This window comes from Mucilaginibacter sp. P4_C11 (genome assembly GCF_056402115.1).
The window spans coordinates 38,936-57,223 of sequence record NZ_JBFUIA010000040.1 but is presented as its reverse complement, the minus strand read 5'-3'; the positions used below and the strand labels follow the sequence as shown (position 1 = coordinate 57,223).

Genomic DNA, 18,288 nt, shown 5'->3' with positions numbered 1-18,288 from the left:
CCTCAAAGCAACCCTCCGTTTGGGTCTGCAAAGGTAGTAAACCTTTTTACTTTTCCAAAACTTATTTTTTCTTTTTTTTATCTCTCGATCTCTAAAGAATCTCCTCCGTTTTGTTCGCCTACCCCTCTCTCTTTTCTCCCTCCGTGGCGGGGTGCAAAAGTAGTAAACTTTTTCGCTTTCCGAAATTTTATCTGAAGTTTTTTTGAACCTTCGTTTTATTCCCTCTCTCCTATCCCTGCTTCAAAAAAACCCTTCAGTAACCTTTCTAAGAACAATCCCGCTTCCTTATTTGCGGGCTGCAAAGGTACACGCTTTTAACACTTATCCAAACTGTTTTTAACATTTACTTTACAATAAACGATAACTCGCTATCGATCAGAGAATAAAAATAAAGCGAGTACCTATTATTAGCGAATTATTGAGGGATATGCAGCGGCTAACTTAACTCAGGCGCACTCCATCTTATCCTTGGCCGTTAAAAAACAGTTTCCCTCCTGGCGATTTAACCTTTTACCTCGGTTTGAAGATAACAAAAAAGCCCCGGTGCGCTGTGCAACCGGGACGTTCATTATTATATATATAGATTTTTGAGGTAAATTCCGTTAAAAAACGTAGAAAATACTGGCCTGGATACTATTATTCTTGAAGTCGCCTAAAATAGCAGAAGGCGTTTCCTGTACTTTTTGTAATCCATAAACGTACCTGGCACCGATCCCCAAACCAATTTTAGACTGATAGCCAAGACCACCGGCCATGCCAAAATCAATCTTTTTAGCAAATTTCGCATCGGTTATACCGCCAAGGTCTTCTTTTACCTTAAAACTGGCCTGTGGGCCTGCCTCAACAAAGAAACCTGAGTTAGTACGGTATTTAAAAAGGATTGGGACAGAAGCATAGGAAAGTTTTATATCCTGTGTGCCAAGCGTGCCACCCTTAACTTTGGCGCCCTGCAGGGAGTATAAAAACTCCTCCTGCACCATAAAGTTATCTGTAAACTTATAGGCAACCGTAAGTCCGGCATGGAAGCCAGGTAATGGATCTGTAGGAAAATTGGCGCTTGTAAAATTACTATAGTTCCCTCCTGCAGTAATGCCGAATTCTAATTTTTTCATCAGCTTTTGACCGAAACTCTGACTCTCGGAAGTTGTTTGACTGAAACCTTTGATTGATATCGCAACCAAAACGACTAACATTGATAATAGCTTTTTCATAAATTGTTCTTTTGTTTTGACCTTTTTTAAGTGCCGCCTACTGGCTGGCTGCTTCATTTAGATCAAAGGTGAGCAATAAAGGGGCGGCATTACAGCAAAATCTGAACGAAGCGGGCAAAGTTGGGCCGGAAGCGGGATATAAAAGATTCAACTAAAAGCCTTGATATCTTTTTTAAGGTGAATTTGTACGTTACGTGGTAAGCCGCAACCGAGTACTTGATGCAATTACAGACTTCAATTTGAGTTAGTAGACTCTCATTCTTTATGATACAAGTTACCACAATATGTAAGTGACTAATCATTGTAGTATCCGGGCGGATGTTTCTACATGGTCAAAATTAGCCTTAGGTTAAATCATCGGTCTTTTTGATAGATGGCTATACCGAGCGGGTAGACTTCTCAATATCGTCCCACATTTCGGGAGGTATCATTTCAAGTGCGCTGAACTGGCCGGCGCCCTGCAGCCATTCGCCGCCATCTATGGTGATTACCTCACCATTGATATAACCCGAAAAATCGGATACCAGGAAAGCGGCCAGGTTGGCCAGTTCCTGGTGCTCGCCTACCCGCTTGAGGGGCACCCTATTTTTAAAATCGAATTTTTGCGCCATGTCCCCCGGAAGTAATCGTTCCCAGGCTCCCTTGGTTGGAAACGGGCCGGGTGCTATGGCGTTTGTTCTGATGCCGTGGCGACCCCACTCAACCGCTAACGATCTGGTCATAGCCAGCACGCCGCCCTTGGCACAGGCCGAGGGTACTACATAAGCCGACCCTGTAAAGGCATAGGTGGTAATAATATTCAGTATGTTACCTGGTATTTTTTCGCTGATCCAGTATTTGCCCAACGCCAATGAACAATTGGCCGAGCCTTTTAACACGATATCAATGATAGCCGAGAATGCGTTTGCCGACAGGCGCTCGGTTGGCGAAATAAAATTACCGGCCGCATTGTTCAACAATACATCTACCCGGCCAAAAGTTGCAATGGCTTGTTGCAGCATCTTTTCAACTTCGTCATACTTTCGTACATCGCAGGCTATTGGTAATACCTTACCGCCGGTTGCAGATTCCATTTCGGCAGCAGTTTGCTGCAGCACATCCAGTTTGCGGCTGGTGATAACCAGGTTGGCGCCCAGTTGCAAAAAATAAGTGCCCATGGCTTTACCCAAACCGGTGCCGCCACCTGTTATAATGATGGTTTTACCTTTTAAGGCATCGTCCTTTAGCATACCACCGGCAATTGCGGGATTGGGGCCTTTAGCATTATCGGGAGTTGAAGGATCTGTCATCATCAATTAGTTTGCAGTTGTACTTTTTGTTTTTAAATTCTGGATCATCATTTGCAGGCCTTGCCTGGTTGCCGGAGCCCACCACTGTTCCAGCATGTTATTTAAGGTTTCGGTCTGATCGGCTTTTAACTTACCTATCAGCTCTTTACGTAAATTCAGTTTACTCTCGCTCCAGGTAACAGGGTTAAGCTTCATATAGGCGGTTACCTTTGCTACAGCGGCCTTCATTAAACTATCCGGCTCAGCAATTTCATCAATCAGGCCCGCGACCAGTGCTTCGTCCACCTTTAGCAGTTTGCCCTCCAATAAATATTGATAGGCTTTGCGCCGACCGAGCCAGAATGAATACAAATTAAAAACACTATCGGGTACTATAATACCTACCGGGATTTCATTCAACCCGATAATGAATGCCCCGGCAGCCATTACCCGGTAATCGCAGCAAATGGCTAATATGCAGCCCCCGGCCGGGCTATGACCGCTTATTGCGGCAACTATCGGTTTTTTGAATGCTGCTAAAACGTTTTGTAGCGCCAAAAAATCTACCCAAAACTCGCGGCTTTGCCCCTCATCATAATCATAAGCCTCAATCAGGTCTATGCCCGACGAAAAGAATCCTTCCTTACCTGTTAAAATCACCCCGCCAACACTATCATCTTCTTCCAGTTTTTTTATACAACCGGCCAATTCATTAACCATTTGATGGTTTATGGGGTTTGAACGCCCCCTATCAAGCGTAACCACTACCAATCGGCCCTGTATTGTTGTTTGAAATGTACTCATCTGCTAAATCAATTTACAAGGGTTGGGTTATCGCTCACTTCGCTCAGATACATTTTATCTACCTGGGTTTTGTACTTTTCGGCTATCACCTTCCGTTTCATTTTCCCGGTTGGTGTAAGCTCGCCGCTATCTATCGACCATTCATCCGGAAGCAAGGTTATTTTCTTTACCTGTTCAACATGGTTAAACTCGGGATTGTATGTATTGATAATTGATTGATAAAGCTCAATCACCCTGGCATCTTTGATCAGATCCCTGTTGGATGTAAACGGGATTTCGTGTTGCTTGCACCAGGGTTTTAAATGCGTATAAGAAGGTACAATCAAGGCCGAAACAAATTTTCTTTCGGAGCCACACACCATCATCTGTTCAATAAAATAATTTTCCTTCATTTTATTTTCGATGGGTAGCGGCGCTACATACTTGCCTCCGGATGTTTTAAAGATCTCTTTTTTGCGATCTGTGATCTTCAGGAAGGAATCCTTATCCAGTTCGCCGATATCGCCGGTATGAAACCATCCGTCTTCTATCACTTCGGCCGTAAGTTCGGGGTTTTTATAATATCCGGCCATCACGTTGGGGCCTTTGCAAAGGATTTCGCCATCGGCAGCTATCTTAGCCTGCACACCGCTTAACAAGGGGCCTACAGTTCCAAATTTACGGCCGCTTTTTTCATACCGGTTAACAGCAATTACCGGCGAGGTTTCGGTAAGCCCGTACCCTTCTAAAATAACAATATTAGCAGCCGTAAAAATCCGCTCCAGTTTAATGGGGCAGGCCGAACTGCCAACCACTATGGCTTTTATATTGCCGCCGATAGCATTGCGCCATTTGCTGTATACCAGTTTATCGGCTATGGCAAGTTTAATTTTGTACCATAAGCTGGTGCCGTTAATTTCATACGCCTCGGCCAGTTTTACCGACCAAAAGAAGATAGTCCTTTTAATACCGGTAAGTTTCTGGCCCTCCACCATAATTTTTTCAAATACTTTTTCGAGCAAACGCGGAACGGCTGTAAAAAGAGAAGGCTTTACCTCTTTCATATTTGCGCCAATGGTATCCATATTCTCGGCGTAGTAAATAGAAAAATCATTGAAGAGATAAACATAAGTACACATCTTTTCGAAAATGTGGTTGAGGGGCAAAAAGCTCAAAACGCATTTTTCCTTCAACGGTATCCGGGCAAGCACCTCGCCGGAGGCTGTCGCATTACTCATGATATTTTTGTGAGTAAGCATTACTCCTTTGGGTCGGCCGGTAGTACCCGAAGTATAAATGATAGTTGCGATATCATTTTCGGTGATCTGGTCGCTTATTTGTTTTATTTGTTGCAGTTGGCCTTCCTTTAGTGGCTTAAGCAATGTACCCCAATGGGTACATTCATCTATCAGGTCGAAAGTAAAAATGGCTTTTAGCGATGGGATATTTAAATGTACCTCTTTAACCTTATCGCATAAATCTTTGCTACTTATGAATACGTATTTAACTTCGGCTTCATTTAAAATCTGCTCAATTTCTTTGGTACCTGTATTGGGGTATAACGGCACCAACACGGCACCGGTTTGCTGCACTGCCAGGTCGGTTATTACCCATTCGGGCCTGCCATTGCTGATCAATCCAATTTTATCGCGCCCTTCGGTAGTGCCATCACCGGCCGAAACGCCCAGATCCAATAAAGCGGCAGATAACTGGTAAATCATATCGTGCGCCTCTTTTGTGCTGTATGATTTCCAGGAACCATCCTGTTTTGCATTCAAAAAATTCGCCCTCGGCGCTTTGGCCTGGGTGTCTATGCAGTCAAATAATCTTGTCGCGCGTTCCATATTGCAACAATTATTTTAATAAAGGTTACCCTTTATAGTAATTCAAAAACACCCGCTGCGCCTTGCCCGGTGCCTACACACATGGTAACTATACCATATTTTTTTTCACGCCTCTTTAATTCATTAAAAAGCTGAACCGAAAGCTTGGCCCCTGTGCAGCCAAGCGGGTGGCCCAATGCTATAGCACCGCCATTTACATTTACGATGTCGGGATCAAGTTCCAGCCCATTAATAATAGCCAATGACTGTGATGCAAATGCCTCATTCAATTCAATCAAATCAATATCCTGCTGTTTCATCCCGGCCATTTTTAACACTTTGGGTATAGCTACCAATGGCCCTATTCCCATAATACGTGGCGGCACACCTGCAACAGCGTAATTAACCAGCCTTGCTATTGGCTTAAGATTGTTCGCTTTTAAAAACCTTTCGCTCACTACCATTACAAAGGCTGCACCATCGCTTGTTTGCGATGAGTTGCCGGCTGTTACCATCCCTTTGGCATCAAATACGGGTTTTAGTTTGGCCAATGCATCAATGGATGTATCGGCACGTGGCCCTTCATCCACATCTACCTTAAACTCCCTTTTCTTTTTCTTCCCACTTTCGTCAATATAGGTTTCTACTATATTTACCGGGGCTATTTCATCTTTAAATTTGCCCGCTTTGATGGCATTGATGGCTTTTTGGTGGGAGTTATAAGCAAACTGATCCTGCTCTTCGCGGCTAACATGATATTCTTTCGCCACGGCCTCGGCTGTAAGGCCCATACCCCAGTAATAATCGGGGTGCGCCAGGGCAACATCGGCATTTGGCACAATACGCCAGCCCCCCATCGGAATCAGGCTCATGCTTTCTACACCGCCGGCAATAATGCAATCGGCGATGCCGCTATGTATTTTTGCCGAGGCTATCGCGATAGTTTCCAGGCCGGATGAGCAGTAGCGATTTACTGTCATGCCCGGTACTTTATCGGTATCCAATGCCATTAACGAGATAAGCCTGGCCACGTTTAAGCCCTGCTCGGCCTCGGGGGTAGCGTTGCCCACAATCACATCGTCTATCTGCTCCTTATCAACATTAGGCACCGATGCCATTAACTGCCTGATAACATCTGCGGCAAGCGTATCCGGCCGGGTAAACCTAAATCCACCCCGGGTAGCTTTTCCAACAGCGCTGCGGCTGGCTGCCACTATGTATGCGTTCATTTTATCTAGATTTTATACTTATTAAAACTTAGTTCCTTAACACTTTTCCGCCTGTTAAAATAGATTGTATCCGCTCAAGCGTTTTCTTTTCGGCGCAAAGCGAAATAAAGGCTTCACGCTCCAGGCCAAGCAGATACTCTTCGCTTACTATCGAGGGTTGAGACAGATCACCTCCCGAAAGCACATAGGCCAGCTTCTGGGATATTTTTACGTCGTGCTCACTAATGTAGTTGCCGCTGTACATGGTATTGGCGCCCACATACCCAAGGCCAAGGGCCTGCTTGCCCAATACCCTGATATCACTACGCGGAATGGGCTGCACATATCCCTCGTTGGCCATTTGCAGGCATTGTTGCTTTGCTTCGGTAAGCAGCCTGTCGCGAGATACCACTATCACATCCCTACCCTTTTTAAGGTACCCGAATTCAAAAGCCTCATAGGCCGATGTGGATACTTTTGCCTGGCCAATGGTTAAAAACCTGTCGCGGAAATTATTCAGCTCAACATCGCCTTCCTGTAACTCATCTGAAAGCCGCAGGGCAAATTCTTTTGTTCCGCCGCCACCAGGGATCAAACCAACGCCAAACTCAACCAAACCCATATATAACTCGGCATGGGCTACTACTTTATCGGCATGCAGGCACATTTCGCAGCCACCGCCCAAAGCCATCTGGTGAGGCGCTATTACAACCGGGATAGCCGAGTAACGGATCCGCATCATCGTATTTTGGAAGGTTTTCACTACTATATTCAGCTCATCAAACTCCTGCTCAACAGCCATCATAAATATCATACCTACATTTGCCCCTGCGCTAAAATTGGCTCCCTCGTTTGATATTACCAGGCCTTTATAGCTGGTTTCGGCAAGGGTAATGGCTTTGTTAATGCCTTCAATTACCTCGCCGCCTATGGTATTCATCTTAGTATGAAACTCCAGGTTTAATATACCATCGCCAATATCGGTAATGGTGGTTCCGCTGTTTTTCCATACGGTATTTGTGGCGCGGATGGTATCCAGCAAAATAAGTCCCTCGGTTCCTGGAATTATTTTATAGTCCTTAGCCAGAATATCGTAATACAAGCGTTTTCCGTTCTCAATTTTGTAAAAGCTTTTTGCACCTGCCGCAAGCATATCATATACCCACTGGGCAGGTTTATTGCCGACTGCTTCCATGGCTTTTACGGTATCGTCAACACCCAGCGCGTCCCATTTTTCAAAAGGGCCCAGTTCCCAGCCAAAGCCGGCCTTTGTGGCTGCGTCTATTTTATAAAGCTCGTCGGCTATTTCGGGAATACGATTACTGGCGTAAGCAAATAACTCGTAAAACGTTGCCCGGTAAAAATCACCGGCTTTATCTTTTGCAGCGATTAATATTTTCAGGCGGGCCGGAAGACTGTCAACCGCCTTGGTAGTTTCCAGCGAGGCGAATTTCACTTTCTGAGAAGGCTTATATTCCAGCGTTTTTAAATCGAGCGCGTAAAACTGGTTTACGCCATCAACTTTTTCCTTTTTATAAAAACCCTGGCCTGTTTTACTGCCCAGCCAGTTGTTTTTTACCATGCCATCTACAAATGGTGGCACTTTAAATAATTCGCGTGCTTCATCATCCGGGGCGTTTTGATAAAGGCCATTGGCAACGTGTACCATGGTATCTAAGCCCACCACATCGTTAGTGCGGAACGTTGCCGATTTAGGGTGACCTATTACCGGCCCGGTTAGCTTATCAACCTCTTCCACCGTCATGCCGGTTTTCTCTACGTATTGCAGCACACTCATGATGCTGAACACCCCTATACGGTTGCCTATAAACGCAGGGGTATCTTTAGCCAAAACGGTGGTTTTGCCAAGGTACTTGCTGCCATAGTCCATCAAAAATTCAACAACACCTGCTGATGTTTCTTTTATGGGGATGATCTCCAATAATTTTAAATACCGGGGTGGGTTAAAAAAATGGCTGCCGCAAAAATGCTTTTTAAAATCACCGCTCCTGCCTTCGGCCATTAAATGTATGGGGATGCCAGATGTGTTTGAGGTAATGAGCGTGCCGGATTTCCTGTATTTTTCTACTGTTTCAAATACCTGGCGTTTAATATCAAGCCGTTCAACAACTACCTCGATAACCCAATCGCACTCGGCAATTTTGGGCATATCGTCGGTAAAATTCCCGGTAGTGATACGTTTGGCAAATGGTTTAAGGTAAATGGGCGATGGATTGGATTTTAAGGCAAAATCCAGCGCATCATTAACAATTTTATTCCGGGCCTTTTTATCGTCCGGCGGGGCATCTTTAGGTACAATATCAAGCAACAGCACCTGTACGCCGGTATTTGCGAAATGGCAGGCTATTCGGCTGCCCATCACTCCCGACCCCAGTACTGCAACTTTTTTTATAATTCGTTTAGCATCCATCAGTAAAGCTTGTTTATTAAATTTTTAATTTATTCGGCCCGCGACCAGGTAGTTGTACGCCCAAACAGCGAAATGCCTATGTAGCCGCGGATATCTAAGGTTTTACCTTTATAGGTTATTTTGCAGGAGTACGTTTTACCGTTCAGGGGATCATAAATAGTGCCGCCTGTATACTTGTCGTCGCCGTCTTTTTCAAAATCGGCCAATACAGGTAAACCCAACCGGGGCCTTGTACGCAATTTTTCGTCAACGTTCATTTCGTCAACTTTTGGTTTACCGTTTTTAAGGGGTTCTTTAAGCCACACCACCTTGCCATAAAACTTACCATTGCTCTCTTTAGTGATCTGGATTTTGGCGCTTTTTACATCATTATACCACATGCCCTCAATTCTGTCTGCCTGTGCTTTTACGCATACGCTTACCGATAACAGAGTTAGCAGGATTAGTGCAAAACGGATAGGTTGTTTTTTTGATACAGACATCGCTTCAGGTATTATTTTTTACAAAAAGACCATCTCTTTTTTTAAGGCATATCCATGCTTTTCAGATTTACAAAACAGCAATCCCGGCATCAGAAGCCGTCTCTTCAAAAGAAACAGGTAGAATTATAAAATGATTAAGATAATTTAGCCCCGCCAATTAACGGGATGGTTTATAATAACAAATATCAGCTTATGCGGCGCTTAACAAAGGTCTAAACGACGGAAACATTTGTCAATATTTCGGAAATTAAAGTTAGCCTCTTTTGTTTGATAATTGCGTTACTAAATAATATTAAGTCGGAAGTTCTAAGTCAGAAGTCCTAAGTCGGAAGTCTTAAGTGGGAAGTGTCATTTTTGACTTAGGACTTCCAACTCAAGACTATCCGCCTTTCAGGGTTGCTACTAAATTAATATAAAGCTGCATCGCAACATCGGCCGCCATACCTTGCAGTTTTAGCCAGGCGTCATATTTTGCTTTGGCCACAAAATCAAACATACCTGGGGTATTTTGGGTATTAATATCGCCTTCTGTTGCCTGTTTGTACAGGCTATATAAGCTTAACAGTGTTTCGTTATCCGGTTTCGATGACAGTTGCTTGCTTTCGGCAACCGCTTTTTCAAAGGCGTCTTTTAAATCAGTCATGGTTAAATTATTGGTTGCTGGCGGTATTGCGTTCTTCAATATAATCACTACTCCGGGGTGCATTCATAAACATCTGGCTTAGTTCTGCGGGTAATATGGCAAGCCTGCGTTTTTCCATATCTATCCAGGCACCTTCGGCATTTACTATAGCGGCTTTAACGCCATCGCCGCGGTATAACTCGTGCCTTATCGACCAGCGGGAACCATCGGGCCGCGAGCTTACAAGTTCGCAGCTTACCCGGATCAGGTCGTTAATCCCAATCTCGCGCAGGTAAATCAATTCCTCCCTGAACAGTACGGGCCCTATTTTATATTCGTAAAGTTTGGGGAGTTTTAAACCCAGGTTTTCCAGCATGGTTATACGCGCCTGCGCTGCAAAATCGGCATAAGCAGAGTGCCGCATGTGCTGGTTTGAATCTATTTGCGACCATAATACCTGGCCTTCATAAAAAAATTCCATAACCCTATTATTTTATTTGTGCTGTTGCTTAAACTTCCTGACGGCGGCCGTCAGCTTTGGTAAAATCTCCATTGCATCCCCCACAACACCGTAATTGGCTGCTTTAAAAAAAGGAGCTTCGGGATCTTTGTTAATTACGACAATGGTTTTTGAACCGTTAACACCCGCCAGGTGTTGTATAGCGCCTGAGATGCCTACCGCTATATATAAATTAGGGCGAACTGTACCGCCTGTTTGGCCAACATGCTCGTGATGTGGTCGCCAATGCGAATCGGCCACCGGACGTGAGCAGGCTGTGGCAGCCCCCAGTTCTTTTGCCAGCTCTTCCAGTATGCCCCAGTTTTCGGGGCCTTTCATGCCGCGACCGCCTGAGACAACCAGTTCGGCATCAGCAAGCGCCACCTCGCCGGTCACTTTATTTACTGCTTTCACTTTTACGCCAAAATCTTCTTCGCTAAAGCTTACATCCAATTGATCTACAACTGCTTTCCCTTCAATTTTAACCGCCTGGAAAGTATTCGGCATCAGCATAATTACCTTTACATCGCTTAAAATATTCACATAGGCGAATGCTTTGCCCGAGAATACGGCTTTTTTAATCACAAATCCTTTTTCGGTATCCGGGTACGACAATGCACCCGCCACCAAACCGGCCCCTAATTTCACGGCCACCCGGGGTGCAACCATCCTGCCACCGATATCATGAAGCGTTACAATTATTTTACTGCCTTCCTTTTGCGCTGCGGCTATCAATGCGCCGGCGTAAGCCCGTGCATGCAGTTCATCTAAACGGCTATCAGCAACATGCAATACTTTTTGAGCGCCATATTCGCCAAGGCCTTCCATTTCGGCAGCGGTAACGGTGCCTAAAACCAGGGCAGTTACCGTGGTACCCGTTTGTTTAGCTATGTGCGCGGCATAGTGTAGCGCCTCAAAATTTTTCTTTTTAATCGTTCCCCCGGTATGTTCTATCAATACAATTACAGACATTTTTTTAAGTTTTTTGGTTTGAAAAATGCCCGGTACAGGTAACCGGACAATAAAAATCAGCTATCAGATTACTTTGGCTTCGGTATGCAGCAATGCTACCAGTTCGTCCATATTATCGGGGCTTACCAGTTTAATCCCGACTTTGGCCGGCGGTAATTCATAAGCTAATATTTGGGTAAGCGGTGCTATTTTTGCAGGCACAACAACCTTTAACGGACGTGTACGCGCAGCCATTATACCACGCATATTGGGTATGCGCGCCTCGGCAACACCTTTTTGGCAGGATATTACCACGGGTAAGTTACAGGCATCGGTTTCCTCGCCGCCTTCTATTTCACGGGTTACCACTGCCGTATTACCTTCCACTTGTATACCCGTTGCAAAACCAATGTAATTGATATCCAGCAATCCGGCCAACATAGCGCCTGTAGTACCATTATTGTAATCGATAGATTCTTTGCCGCATAAAATAAGGTCGTAACCGCCCCCGGCAGCATACTCCGCTATATGACCGGCGGTTTCGTAAGGATCATTGCTATCGACATCAATGCGGACGGCTTCATCGCCACCCAATGCCAGGGCTTTCCTGATCACAGGCTCGACATTGGCAGAACCAACAGTTACAAGGTGAACCTCGGTAGCTATACCTGTTTCTTTTAGTTCAATTGCCCGGATGAGGGCATACCATTCATCGTAAGGGTTAATTACGTAAGTAACACCATCGCTGCTGATGGCGGTATCGTTATTTTTTAATACAATTTTAGTACTGGTATCCGGTACCTGGCTTATACAAACTAATACTTTCATTATTAGATTTTTATTTTTTAGCTTGATGTTGTTAAAATGGGGAGCGGGCTACCCGTGAAGTGTTAGGATTTACATGAACATTCGGTTGAACGCTGGTTACGACTCACCCCGGCTACGCTGCGCTGGCCGACCCTCTCTCCGGCTAAAGCCGCAAAGAGGGTGAAGCTCATTTTTTCTTTATTTACCCCCTCTATGCGCGAAGCGGAGAGAGGGGTGACAAGCGTAGCGATGTCGGGGTGAGTCGTCGCCGCAATGCGATAGACGTCGTTCCTCCCTCAGAATCCCAGCCTTACGAAGTTTTGAAAACTTCGTAAGGCTTTCGCCGGCTTAAAAACAATATTTATTTTCGGCTATCAGTTTTGCTGCAACATTCCTGCGTGCCTGGGTGGTATTAAAATCTTCTGTTTTGGTGAAGCGCTTAAGTCCCATCAGCATCATTCTTCTTTCATCGCCTTCGGCAAACGAGTTTAACGCCTCCCGGCCGGCTTTTGCAAGATGTTCTGCTGCATCGTTAATATATACGCGCATGATATCCAGCTGTTCTTTGCAAGCTTCTTCTCCTCTTAAACCAACCAGTTTTTCTACCCGCAGTTGCAACGATTCGCTCACGTAAAGCTCTATCAGCATATCGGCCAGGTTCATCAGCACTTCCTGCTCTTTACCCAATTGTGTCATCAGTTTTTGCACGGCCGCGCCTGCTACCATCAATATGGCCTTTTTAAAATTGGCTATGTATTTCTTTTCCTTAACAAACAGGCCGTCATCTTCAGCTGCACCAAAATCGGGGATGCTTACCAGTTCGCCTGCTACTTTTTGGGCAGGGCCCATCAGGTCAAGTTCGCCTTTCATGGCACGTTTAAGCATCATATCAACCGTTAGCAAGCGGTTAATTTCGTTAGTTCCCTCGAAAATCCGGTTGATCCTCGAATCGCGGTACGCCCTGTCCATTGGTGCCTCGGCGCTGTATCCCATCCCCCCGTAAATCTGTACGCCTTCGTCGGTTACATAATCCAAAACTTCTGATGCATGAACTTTAAGGATTGCCGCTTCTATAGCATATTGCTCTGTTCCTTTTAATTTAGCTTTGGTTTCATCAAGCCCCGATGCCATTAACATTTCAGTAGCTTCCTCCATATTCTGACAGGCCCTGTAAACAGCCGATTCTGAAGCATAGGTGCGGATGGCCTGTTGGGCCAGCTTGTATCTTATAGCCCCGTACTTTGAAATAGAGCGGCCAAATTGTTCGCGTTCATTGGCATAACGTACTGATGCGGTTATCACATCCTTGCTAGCCCCTACTGTACCGCCACCTAATTTGATACGGCCAAGGTTTAATATGTTAACCGCTATCTTAAATCCATTCTGGCGTTCGGAAAGCAGGTTCTCAACCGGTACTTTGCAATCGTTAAAAAATACCTGCCGGGTTGAGCTCCCTTTGATACCCATTTTGTGCTCTTCGGTATTCAGCGAAAGACCTTCAAAATCTTTTTCGACAATAAAGGCGCTCAGGTTTTCATCATCATCTATTTTGGCAAAAACGGTAAATACATCGGCGAAGCCCGCGTTGGTGATCCACATTTTTTGACCTGTGATGAGATAATGTTTACCATCAGCAGACAGCTTCGCCTTTGTTTTGCCCGAGTTGGCATCCGAGCCCGCAGATGGTTCGGTTAGGCAGTAAGCGCCTTTCCACTCGCCACTTGCCAGTTTAGGAACATATTTTTGTTTTTGCGCTTCGGTACCATAATATAATATAGGCATGGTGCCTATACCTGTATGTGCCGAAAACGCCACTGAAAAGGAATGCCCGGCCCCCAATTTCTCGGTAACCAGCATAGATGTTTTAAAATCTTTACCAAAGCCGCCGTATTCTTCGGGTACCGATATGCCTAATAAGCCAAGCGCGCCGGCCTCGTCCATTAAATGCCGCATTAACCCTTCCTCCTGCTCGTCAATACGTTGCAGGTTGGGGGTTACCTGCTGGGCAAGAAAATTGGTACATGTTTCGGCAATCATCAACTGCTCTTCATTCCATTCTTCAGGAATAAAAATGCTGTCTACAGCAGTTTCCCTGATCAGAAACTCGCCTCCTTTTATGGCTTTCATTGGTTCAGTGGCATTCATAAATAAGTATTTAATGGTTGTGTTTGGTCCCGTTTTAAAATTCAGCCGATTATACTAATCACTATGTTATATAAGTAATTATCAGCATGTAACAAGCGCCCCGGTTTAAAGGGCAGCAATTGGTTTTATAATCAGGAGTAAAATTAGCAGCGATGATAAACTAAAGAAAGGGCTGCAATGCGGAGATATTAGTCAAAAAGTCGGATTGGGGTGGGGTGAGTGGTTGATTGGGTTGGATTGGGTTGATTGTGAGTGTTGTGTTGCGCAGCAGTTTCATGTCTGAACCGGGATTAAACAGATTTATCAGATTTTCAGGATTTTCATTGAACTCAACTCAATAAACCCAATCCAACCCAATCAGCCAATCAACTTAATGCCCCGATACCGCCCTATAATCGGACGGCGACATGCCGGTATGTTTCTTAAAATATTTGCCAAAAGACGATTGATCTGGGAAATTTATGTCTTCGGCCACGCGGGCAACGCTAATGTCATGGTTTCTTAGTAATACCTTGGCCTCCAGTATTACTGCATCGTCTATCCATTCGCCGGCGGTTCTGCCGGTAACTTCTTTAACGGTTTCTGTTAAATGTTTAGGAGATACACAAAGTTCATCGGCGTAATACTGCACGTTGCGATGTTCTTTATAACGATGGAAAATCAGGTTCTGGAAAAGTACATTCAGTTCCTGTTTCCGGGTTTGCTTACCTTTTATGATGATGTGCTGCTTTTCGTAAATGGCCTGTATTTCATAAAGCAGGGTCATTAAAATACTCCGGGATATTTCTACATTATATGAGTGCCCCTCCCGTTCTAACTTTTTCTGGATCAACAGGTAAATTTCCAGTATCATCCTGGCATCTTCATCATCCGGGTAAATTACCGGGATAGACGCACTTTTAAAATAACTGAATGATTCCAAAAAATGGCTATTGACGCTATTTTCTGTTAAAAAGGCTTTACTGAACACAACAAAACGGCACAAAAAATCATCGCTGCTGTTATAAATTCGTAAAACATGAAAAGGGGTTGCCAAAAGCATGGCATCGGGCCGGGCATCGTATACCTGAAGGTTAACTTCAACCTTGGCCGTGCCGCGTGTGCAAATACCTATTATATAACCATCCGACCTGTATGGGTATTCGCTCAAACTTAACAGCTGTTTTTCGTCAACAACAAAAAAATCAGCGCCGGCCAGCTTGTCGGCATATAGATCGGCAAATTTTGATAAGCTTAATTGTCCAACCTTATTGCTCATGTATGTTTTAATTATAATTATTTAATTCTTCTATTTTTCAAAAAAGGCCCCAAAACGGCGAAAGTTTTACAGTATTTTTTGCCCCTTAACTTAAATATAGGCGTTATCCGACTTTTTGACTAATATCTCCGCATTATAGCCCTTTTTTTCTTTTCAATCCAAACTAATTTTATTCCCGATAGCCGCCAATTGTAATCTACATGCAATTGCCTATTGTAACCAATTATATTTTTATGAGAAAAGTTTTACTTCTGATGCTTTTTATAGCACCGTTAACGGCTTTTTCCCAGGGTTTCCAGGTGAACCTGGAAGGGCAAAAGCAAATAGGTATGGGCCATACCGGGGTGGGTACCCTTCAGGATGGCGCATCTGTATTTTTTAACCCCGGTGCAGTAGCCATGCTGCCAGAAAACTACATACAGGGCGGCATAAGCCCATTATTTTTCAAATCTGATTTTAATCCGGCCGGCACATCAACTCAAAACAGAACCTTGAATAAAGTTGCAACACCATTTGAGTTTTATGCTGTTTGGGGTCCTAAGTCGTCTTTTTGGAAATTAGGGCTTGGCGTTTATACACCCTTTGGCGGTTTAACCGATTGGGGCAATACCTGGCAGGGTAAATACGTGCTGGAAAGCCTTAATCTGAAAGCTATTTATTTTCAACCTACACTAAGCATTAAACTGGCCGATTTCCTGAGTATTGGCGGTGGTTTTGTTTATAACCACGGCAGTGTTGACCTTACGCGTGCTATTCCCCTGGCAAACAGCTCCGGTGAACCAGGCCAGGCCGAATTAAAAGGCAGCGGAAAAGGCTACGGATGGAATGCCGGTATATATATCAAAACAGAATCGGGTATTACCGTGGGGATAACTCACCGTTCGCAGGTGAATACCACCATTCCCAATGGTAATGCCATTTTTAAAGTACCTACATCAATACAAAGCAGTTTCCCGCAGCCAAATACGTTTACTGCAACCATTCCGTTACCGGCCACCAATTCTATCGGCTTTGGGTTTTATCCCAGTAATAAGTGGATCCTGGCGCTTGATGTTAACCTGGTTGCCTGGGATGCCTATAAAACATTATCATTTGATTATAAAACCAATACAGCGGCTTTGCAAGACACCCACTCGGCCAGGAATTATCAACAGGCTGTTAGTTTGCGTGGCGGCGCACAATACAAAGCTACAGATAAGCTTGCCCTGCGTTTCGGCGGAGGCTACGCCAGCACAGCTGTTGCAGATGGCTATGTAACGCCCGAAGCACCTGATGCCAACCGCGTTTATGGCACACTGGGCTTAGGTTATACATTAGCCAAACACCTGGATATAGATATCTCGTTTGAGTATGAACACCTGATGCAGCGTACCCAAACCAATATCGAATCGCAGCTATCGGGAACATTTAAAACTGATGTATATATCCCAGGTATCTCATTGGCTTATCACTGGTAATTCTTAAAAGAAATTAATACATGAAAACACTTAAACAGCATATTTATATTATTGCAGGCTTACTTTTATTAGGCGCCTGCAAGCCCGAGATCCATGCTCCAAAACCGGTTGCCGGCTCGGCCGATTTCTCGAGGTACATATCGGTAGGCAATTCACTTACAGCAGGCTATGCCGATGGTGGCTTATACCTGGCAGGGCAGCAGGTATCATACCCCAGCATCATTGGTAAACAAATGCAGGCAGTGGGCGGCGGCGCATTTACCCAACCCTTGTTCAGCACCGCCCAATCAAACGGATCGGGTTACTTATCGTTAACCAGTTTTAATGCGGATGGTACGCCAATAACTACCGCGGTTACCACAAACCTGGGCATTCGTGGGCAGGTAACTGTTCCGGGTTTTGGTAACGTTATTTTATATACCAAATACTCGGGCGATATTAATAACTACGGCGTACCGGGTATTAAACTGTTGCACATCACCTATGCACCTTACGGCAACCTTAACGGGTATTTTGAGCGCCTGCTGCCCGGAAATCCGCCAACAAACTCCACCACCTATCTTGATTTTGTTATGGCAAAACCGTTCACCTTCTTCTCAAACTGGCTGGGGAACAATGATGCTTTAAGTTATGCTACATCAGGCGGTGCCGGCGATGTATTGACAGATAAAAATACATTTGCCTATTTGTATAACGTATTGATAACTACCCTTACCTCCAAAGGGCAAAAAGGCGTAGTTGCGACGATACCCGATGTAACTTCTATACCTTATTTTAATACCATTACCGTTTCGGCAATACTGGCAGGAGTTCAAAAAGCAAACCCGGCTGCCAAGGCGCTTTATATCAAGGCACTGGTTTCGGGTAGTACTTATGCGCCACGAGCGGCAACAACCAATGACCTTATTGTGCTTACCTTCCCGACAAGCAAAATTGGCCAGCTGGTTACAACACCTTATGGTAACTTACCTTACGGCTTAACCCCTTATACGCCAATAGATAACCAGTATGTACTTGATGAAAAAGAGGCTATCCTTACCGAAGATTATGTTACATCATATAACAATACCATAAAAACGATAGCCGCAGCAAAAGGCCTGGCTATTTTTGATGCTTACACTTTTCTGCGAAATATAAAACAGAACGGAATGGTGGTTGACGGGGTAAGTGTTAATTCCAACTATATCAGCGGAGGCCTGTTCTCGCTGGATGGGGTGCACCTTACACCACGCGGTTATGCTATAGTGGCCGATGAATTTATCAAAGCCATTAACGATAAATACAATTCGTCTATACCGCGGGTAAACATATCAGATTATAATGGGGTTAAGTTCCCTTGATGC

The 18,288-nt window shown here is 44.6% G+C and carries 15 protein-coding genes; 2 read left to right on the top strand and 13 right to left on the bottom strand.

The features are described 5' to 3' along the window. Window positions 1-602: 602 nt before the first annotated feature. From AC1DU2_RS26875 to AC1DU2_RS26815, 13 genes are all read right to left on the bottom strand, one after another. Window positions 603-1,211: a porin family protein gene (locus tag AC1DU2_RS26875; protein ID WP_477364028.1), complete on the bottom strand. Its 609-nt coding sequence runs from the start codon at window positions 1,209-1,211 to the stop codon at window positions 603-605. 377 nt (window positions 1,212-1,588) lie between these two features. After that, window positions 1,589-2,500 (bottom strand): SDR family oxidoreductase, encoded by a 912-nt coding sequence (locus tag AC1DU2_RS26870; protein WP_477388270.1) that lies wholly within the window; start codon window positions 2,498-2,500, stop codon window positions 1,589-1,591. 6 nt (window positions 2,501-2,506) lie between these two features. Beyond that, the gene (locus tag AC1DU2_RS26865; RefSeq protein ID WP_477388268.1) at window positions 2,507-3,283 is read right to left on the bottom strand and encodes an enoyl-CoA hydratase/isomerase family protein; all 777 of its coding nucleotides are present in this window, start codon (window positions 3,281-3,283) and stop codon (window positions 2,507-2,509) included. Between the two features lie 8 nt (window positions 3,284-3,291). Beyond that, window positions 3,292-5,106: an AMP-dependent synthetase/ligase gene (locus tag AC1DU2_RS26860; RefSeq protein WP_477388266.1), complete on the bottom strand. Its 1,815-nt coding sequence runs from the start codon at window positions 5,104-5,106 to the stop codon at window positions 3,292-3,294. 32 nt (window positions 5,107-5,138) lie between these two features. After that, the gene (locus AC1DU2_RS26855; protein ID WP_477388264.1) at window positions 5,139-6,314 is read right to left on the bottom strand and encodes an acetyl-CoA C-acyltransferase; all 1,176 of its coding nucleotides are present in this window, start codon (window positions 6,312-6,314) and stop codon (window positions 5,139-5,141) included. A gap of 28 nt (window positions 6,315-6,342) precedes the next feature. Continuing rightward, window positions 6,343-8,724 carry a 3-hydroxyacyl-CoA dehydrogenase NAD-binding domain-containing protein gene (locus tag AC1DU2_RS26850; protein WP_477388262.1) on the bottom strand — a complete coding sequence of 794 codons (2,382 nt, stop codon included), beginning with the start codon at window positions 8,722-8,724 and terminating at the stop codon, window positions 6,343-6,345. Between the two features lie 29 nt (window positions 8,725-8,753). Further along, window positions 8,754-9,206: a DUF2147 domain-containing protein gene (locus tag AC1DU2_RS26845; RefSeq protein WP_477364013.1), complete on the bottom strand. Its 453-nt coding sequence runs from the start codon at window positions 9,204-9,206 to the stop codon at window positions 8,754-8,756. 379 nt (window positions 9,207-9,585) lie between these two features. Further along, on the bottom strand, window positions 9,586-9,849 hold the full coding sequence (locus AC1DU2_RS26840) for an acyl-CoA-binding protein (protein ID WP_477364010.1): 264 nt from the start codon (window positions 9,847-9,849) through the stop codon (window positions 9,586-9,588). A 7-nt stretch (window positions 9,850-9,856) separates the two neighbouring features. Beyond that, the gene (locus AC1DU2_RS26835) at window positions 9,857-10,309 is read right to left on the bottom strand and encodes an acyl-CoA thioesterase (RefSeq protein WP_477364007.1); all 453 of its coding nucleotides are present in this window, start codon (window positions 10,307-10,309) and stop codon (window positions 9,857-9,859) included. 12 nt (window positions 10,310-10,321) lie between these two features. Further along, on the bottom strand, window positions 10,322-11,299 hold the full coding sequence (locus tag AC1DU2_RS26830) for an electron transfer flavoprotein subunit alpha/FixB family protein (RefSeq protein ID WP_477388260.1): 978 nt from the start codon (window positions 11,297-11,299) through the stop codon (window positions 10,322-10,324). Between the two features lie 63 nt (window positions 11,300-11,362). Then, window positions 11,363-12,106, bottom strand: coding sequence for an electron transfer flavoprotein subunit beta/FixA family protein (locus AC1DU2_RS26825; protein ID WP_477388258.1), 744 nt, complete (start codon window positions 12,104-12,106; stop codon window positions 11,363-11,365). Between the two features lie 327 nt (window positions 12,107-12,433). Further along, window positions 12,434-14,230, bottom strand: coding sequence for an acyl-CoA dehydrogenase family protein (locus AC1DU2_RS26820; protein WP_477388256.1), 1,797 nt, complete (start codon window positions 14,228-14,230; stop codon window positions 12,434-12,436). 370 nt (window positions 14,231-14,600) lie between these two features. Continuing rightward, window positions 14,601-15,488: a helix-turn-helix domain-containing protein gene (locus AC1DU2_RS26815; protein WP_477388254.1), complete on the bottom strand. Its 888-nt coding sequence runs from the start codon at window positions 15,486-15,488 to the stop codon at window positions 14,601-14,603. Window positions 15,489-15,721: 233 nt separating this feature from the next. Here AC1DU2_RS26815 and AC1DU2_RS26810 point away from each other — a divergent pair, with 233 nt between their 5' ends. Next, window positions 15,722-16,945 carry an OmpP1/FadL family transporter gene (locus tag AC1DU2_RS26810; RefSeq protein ID WP_477363992.1) on the top strand — a complete coding sequence of 408 codons (1,224 nt, stop codon included), beginning with the start codon at window positions 15,722-15,724 and terminating at the stop codon, window positions 16,943-16,945. Between the two features lie 20 nt (window positions 16,946-16,965). Beyond that, window positions 16,966-18,285 (top strand): SGNH/GDSL hydrolase family protein, encoded by a 1,320-nt coding sequence (locus AC1DU2_RS26805; RefSeq protein ID WP_477388252.1) that lies wholly within the window; start codon window positions 16,966-16,968, stop codon window positions 18,283-18,285. Window positions 18,286-18,288 lie beyond the last annotated feature (3 nt).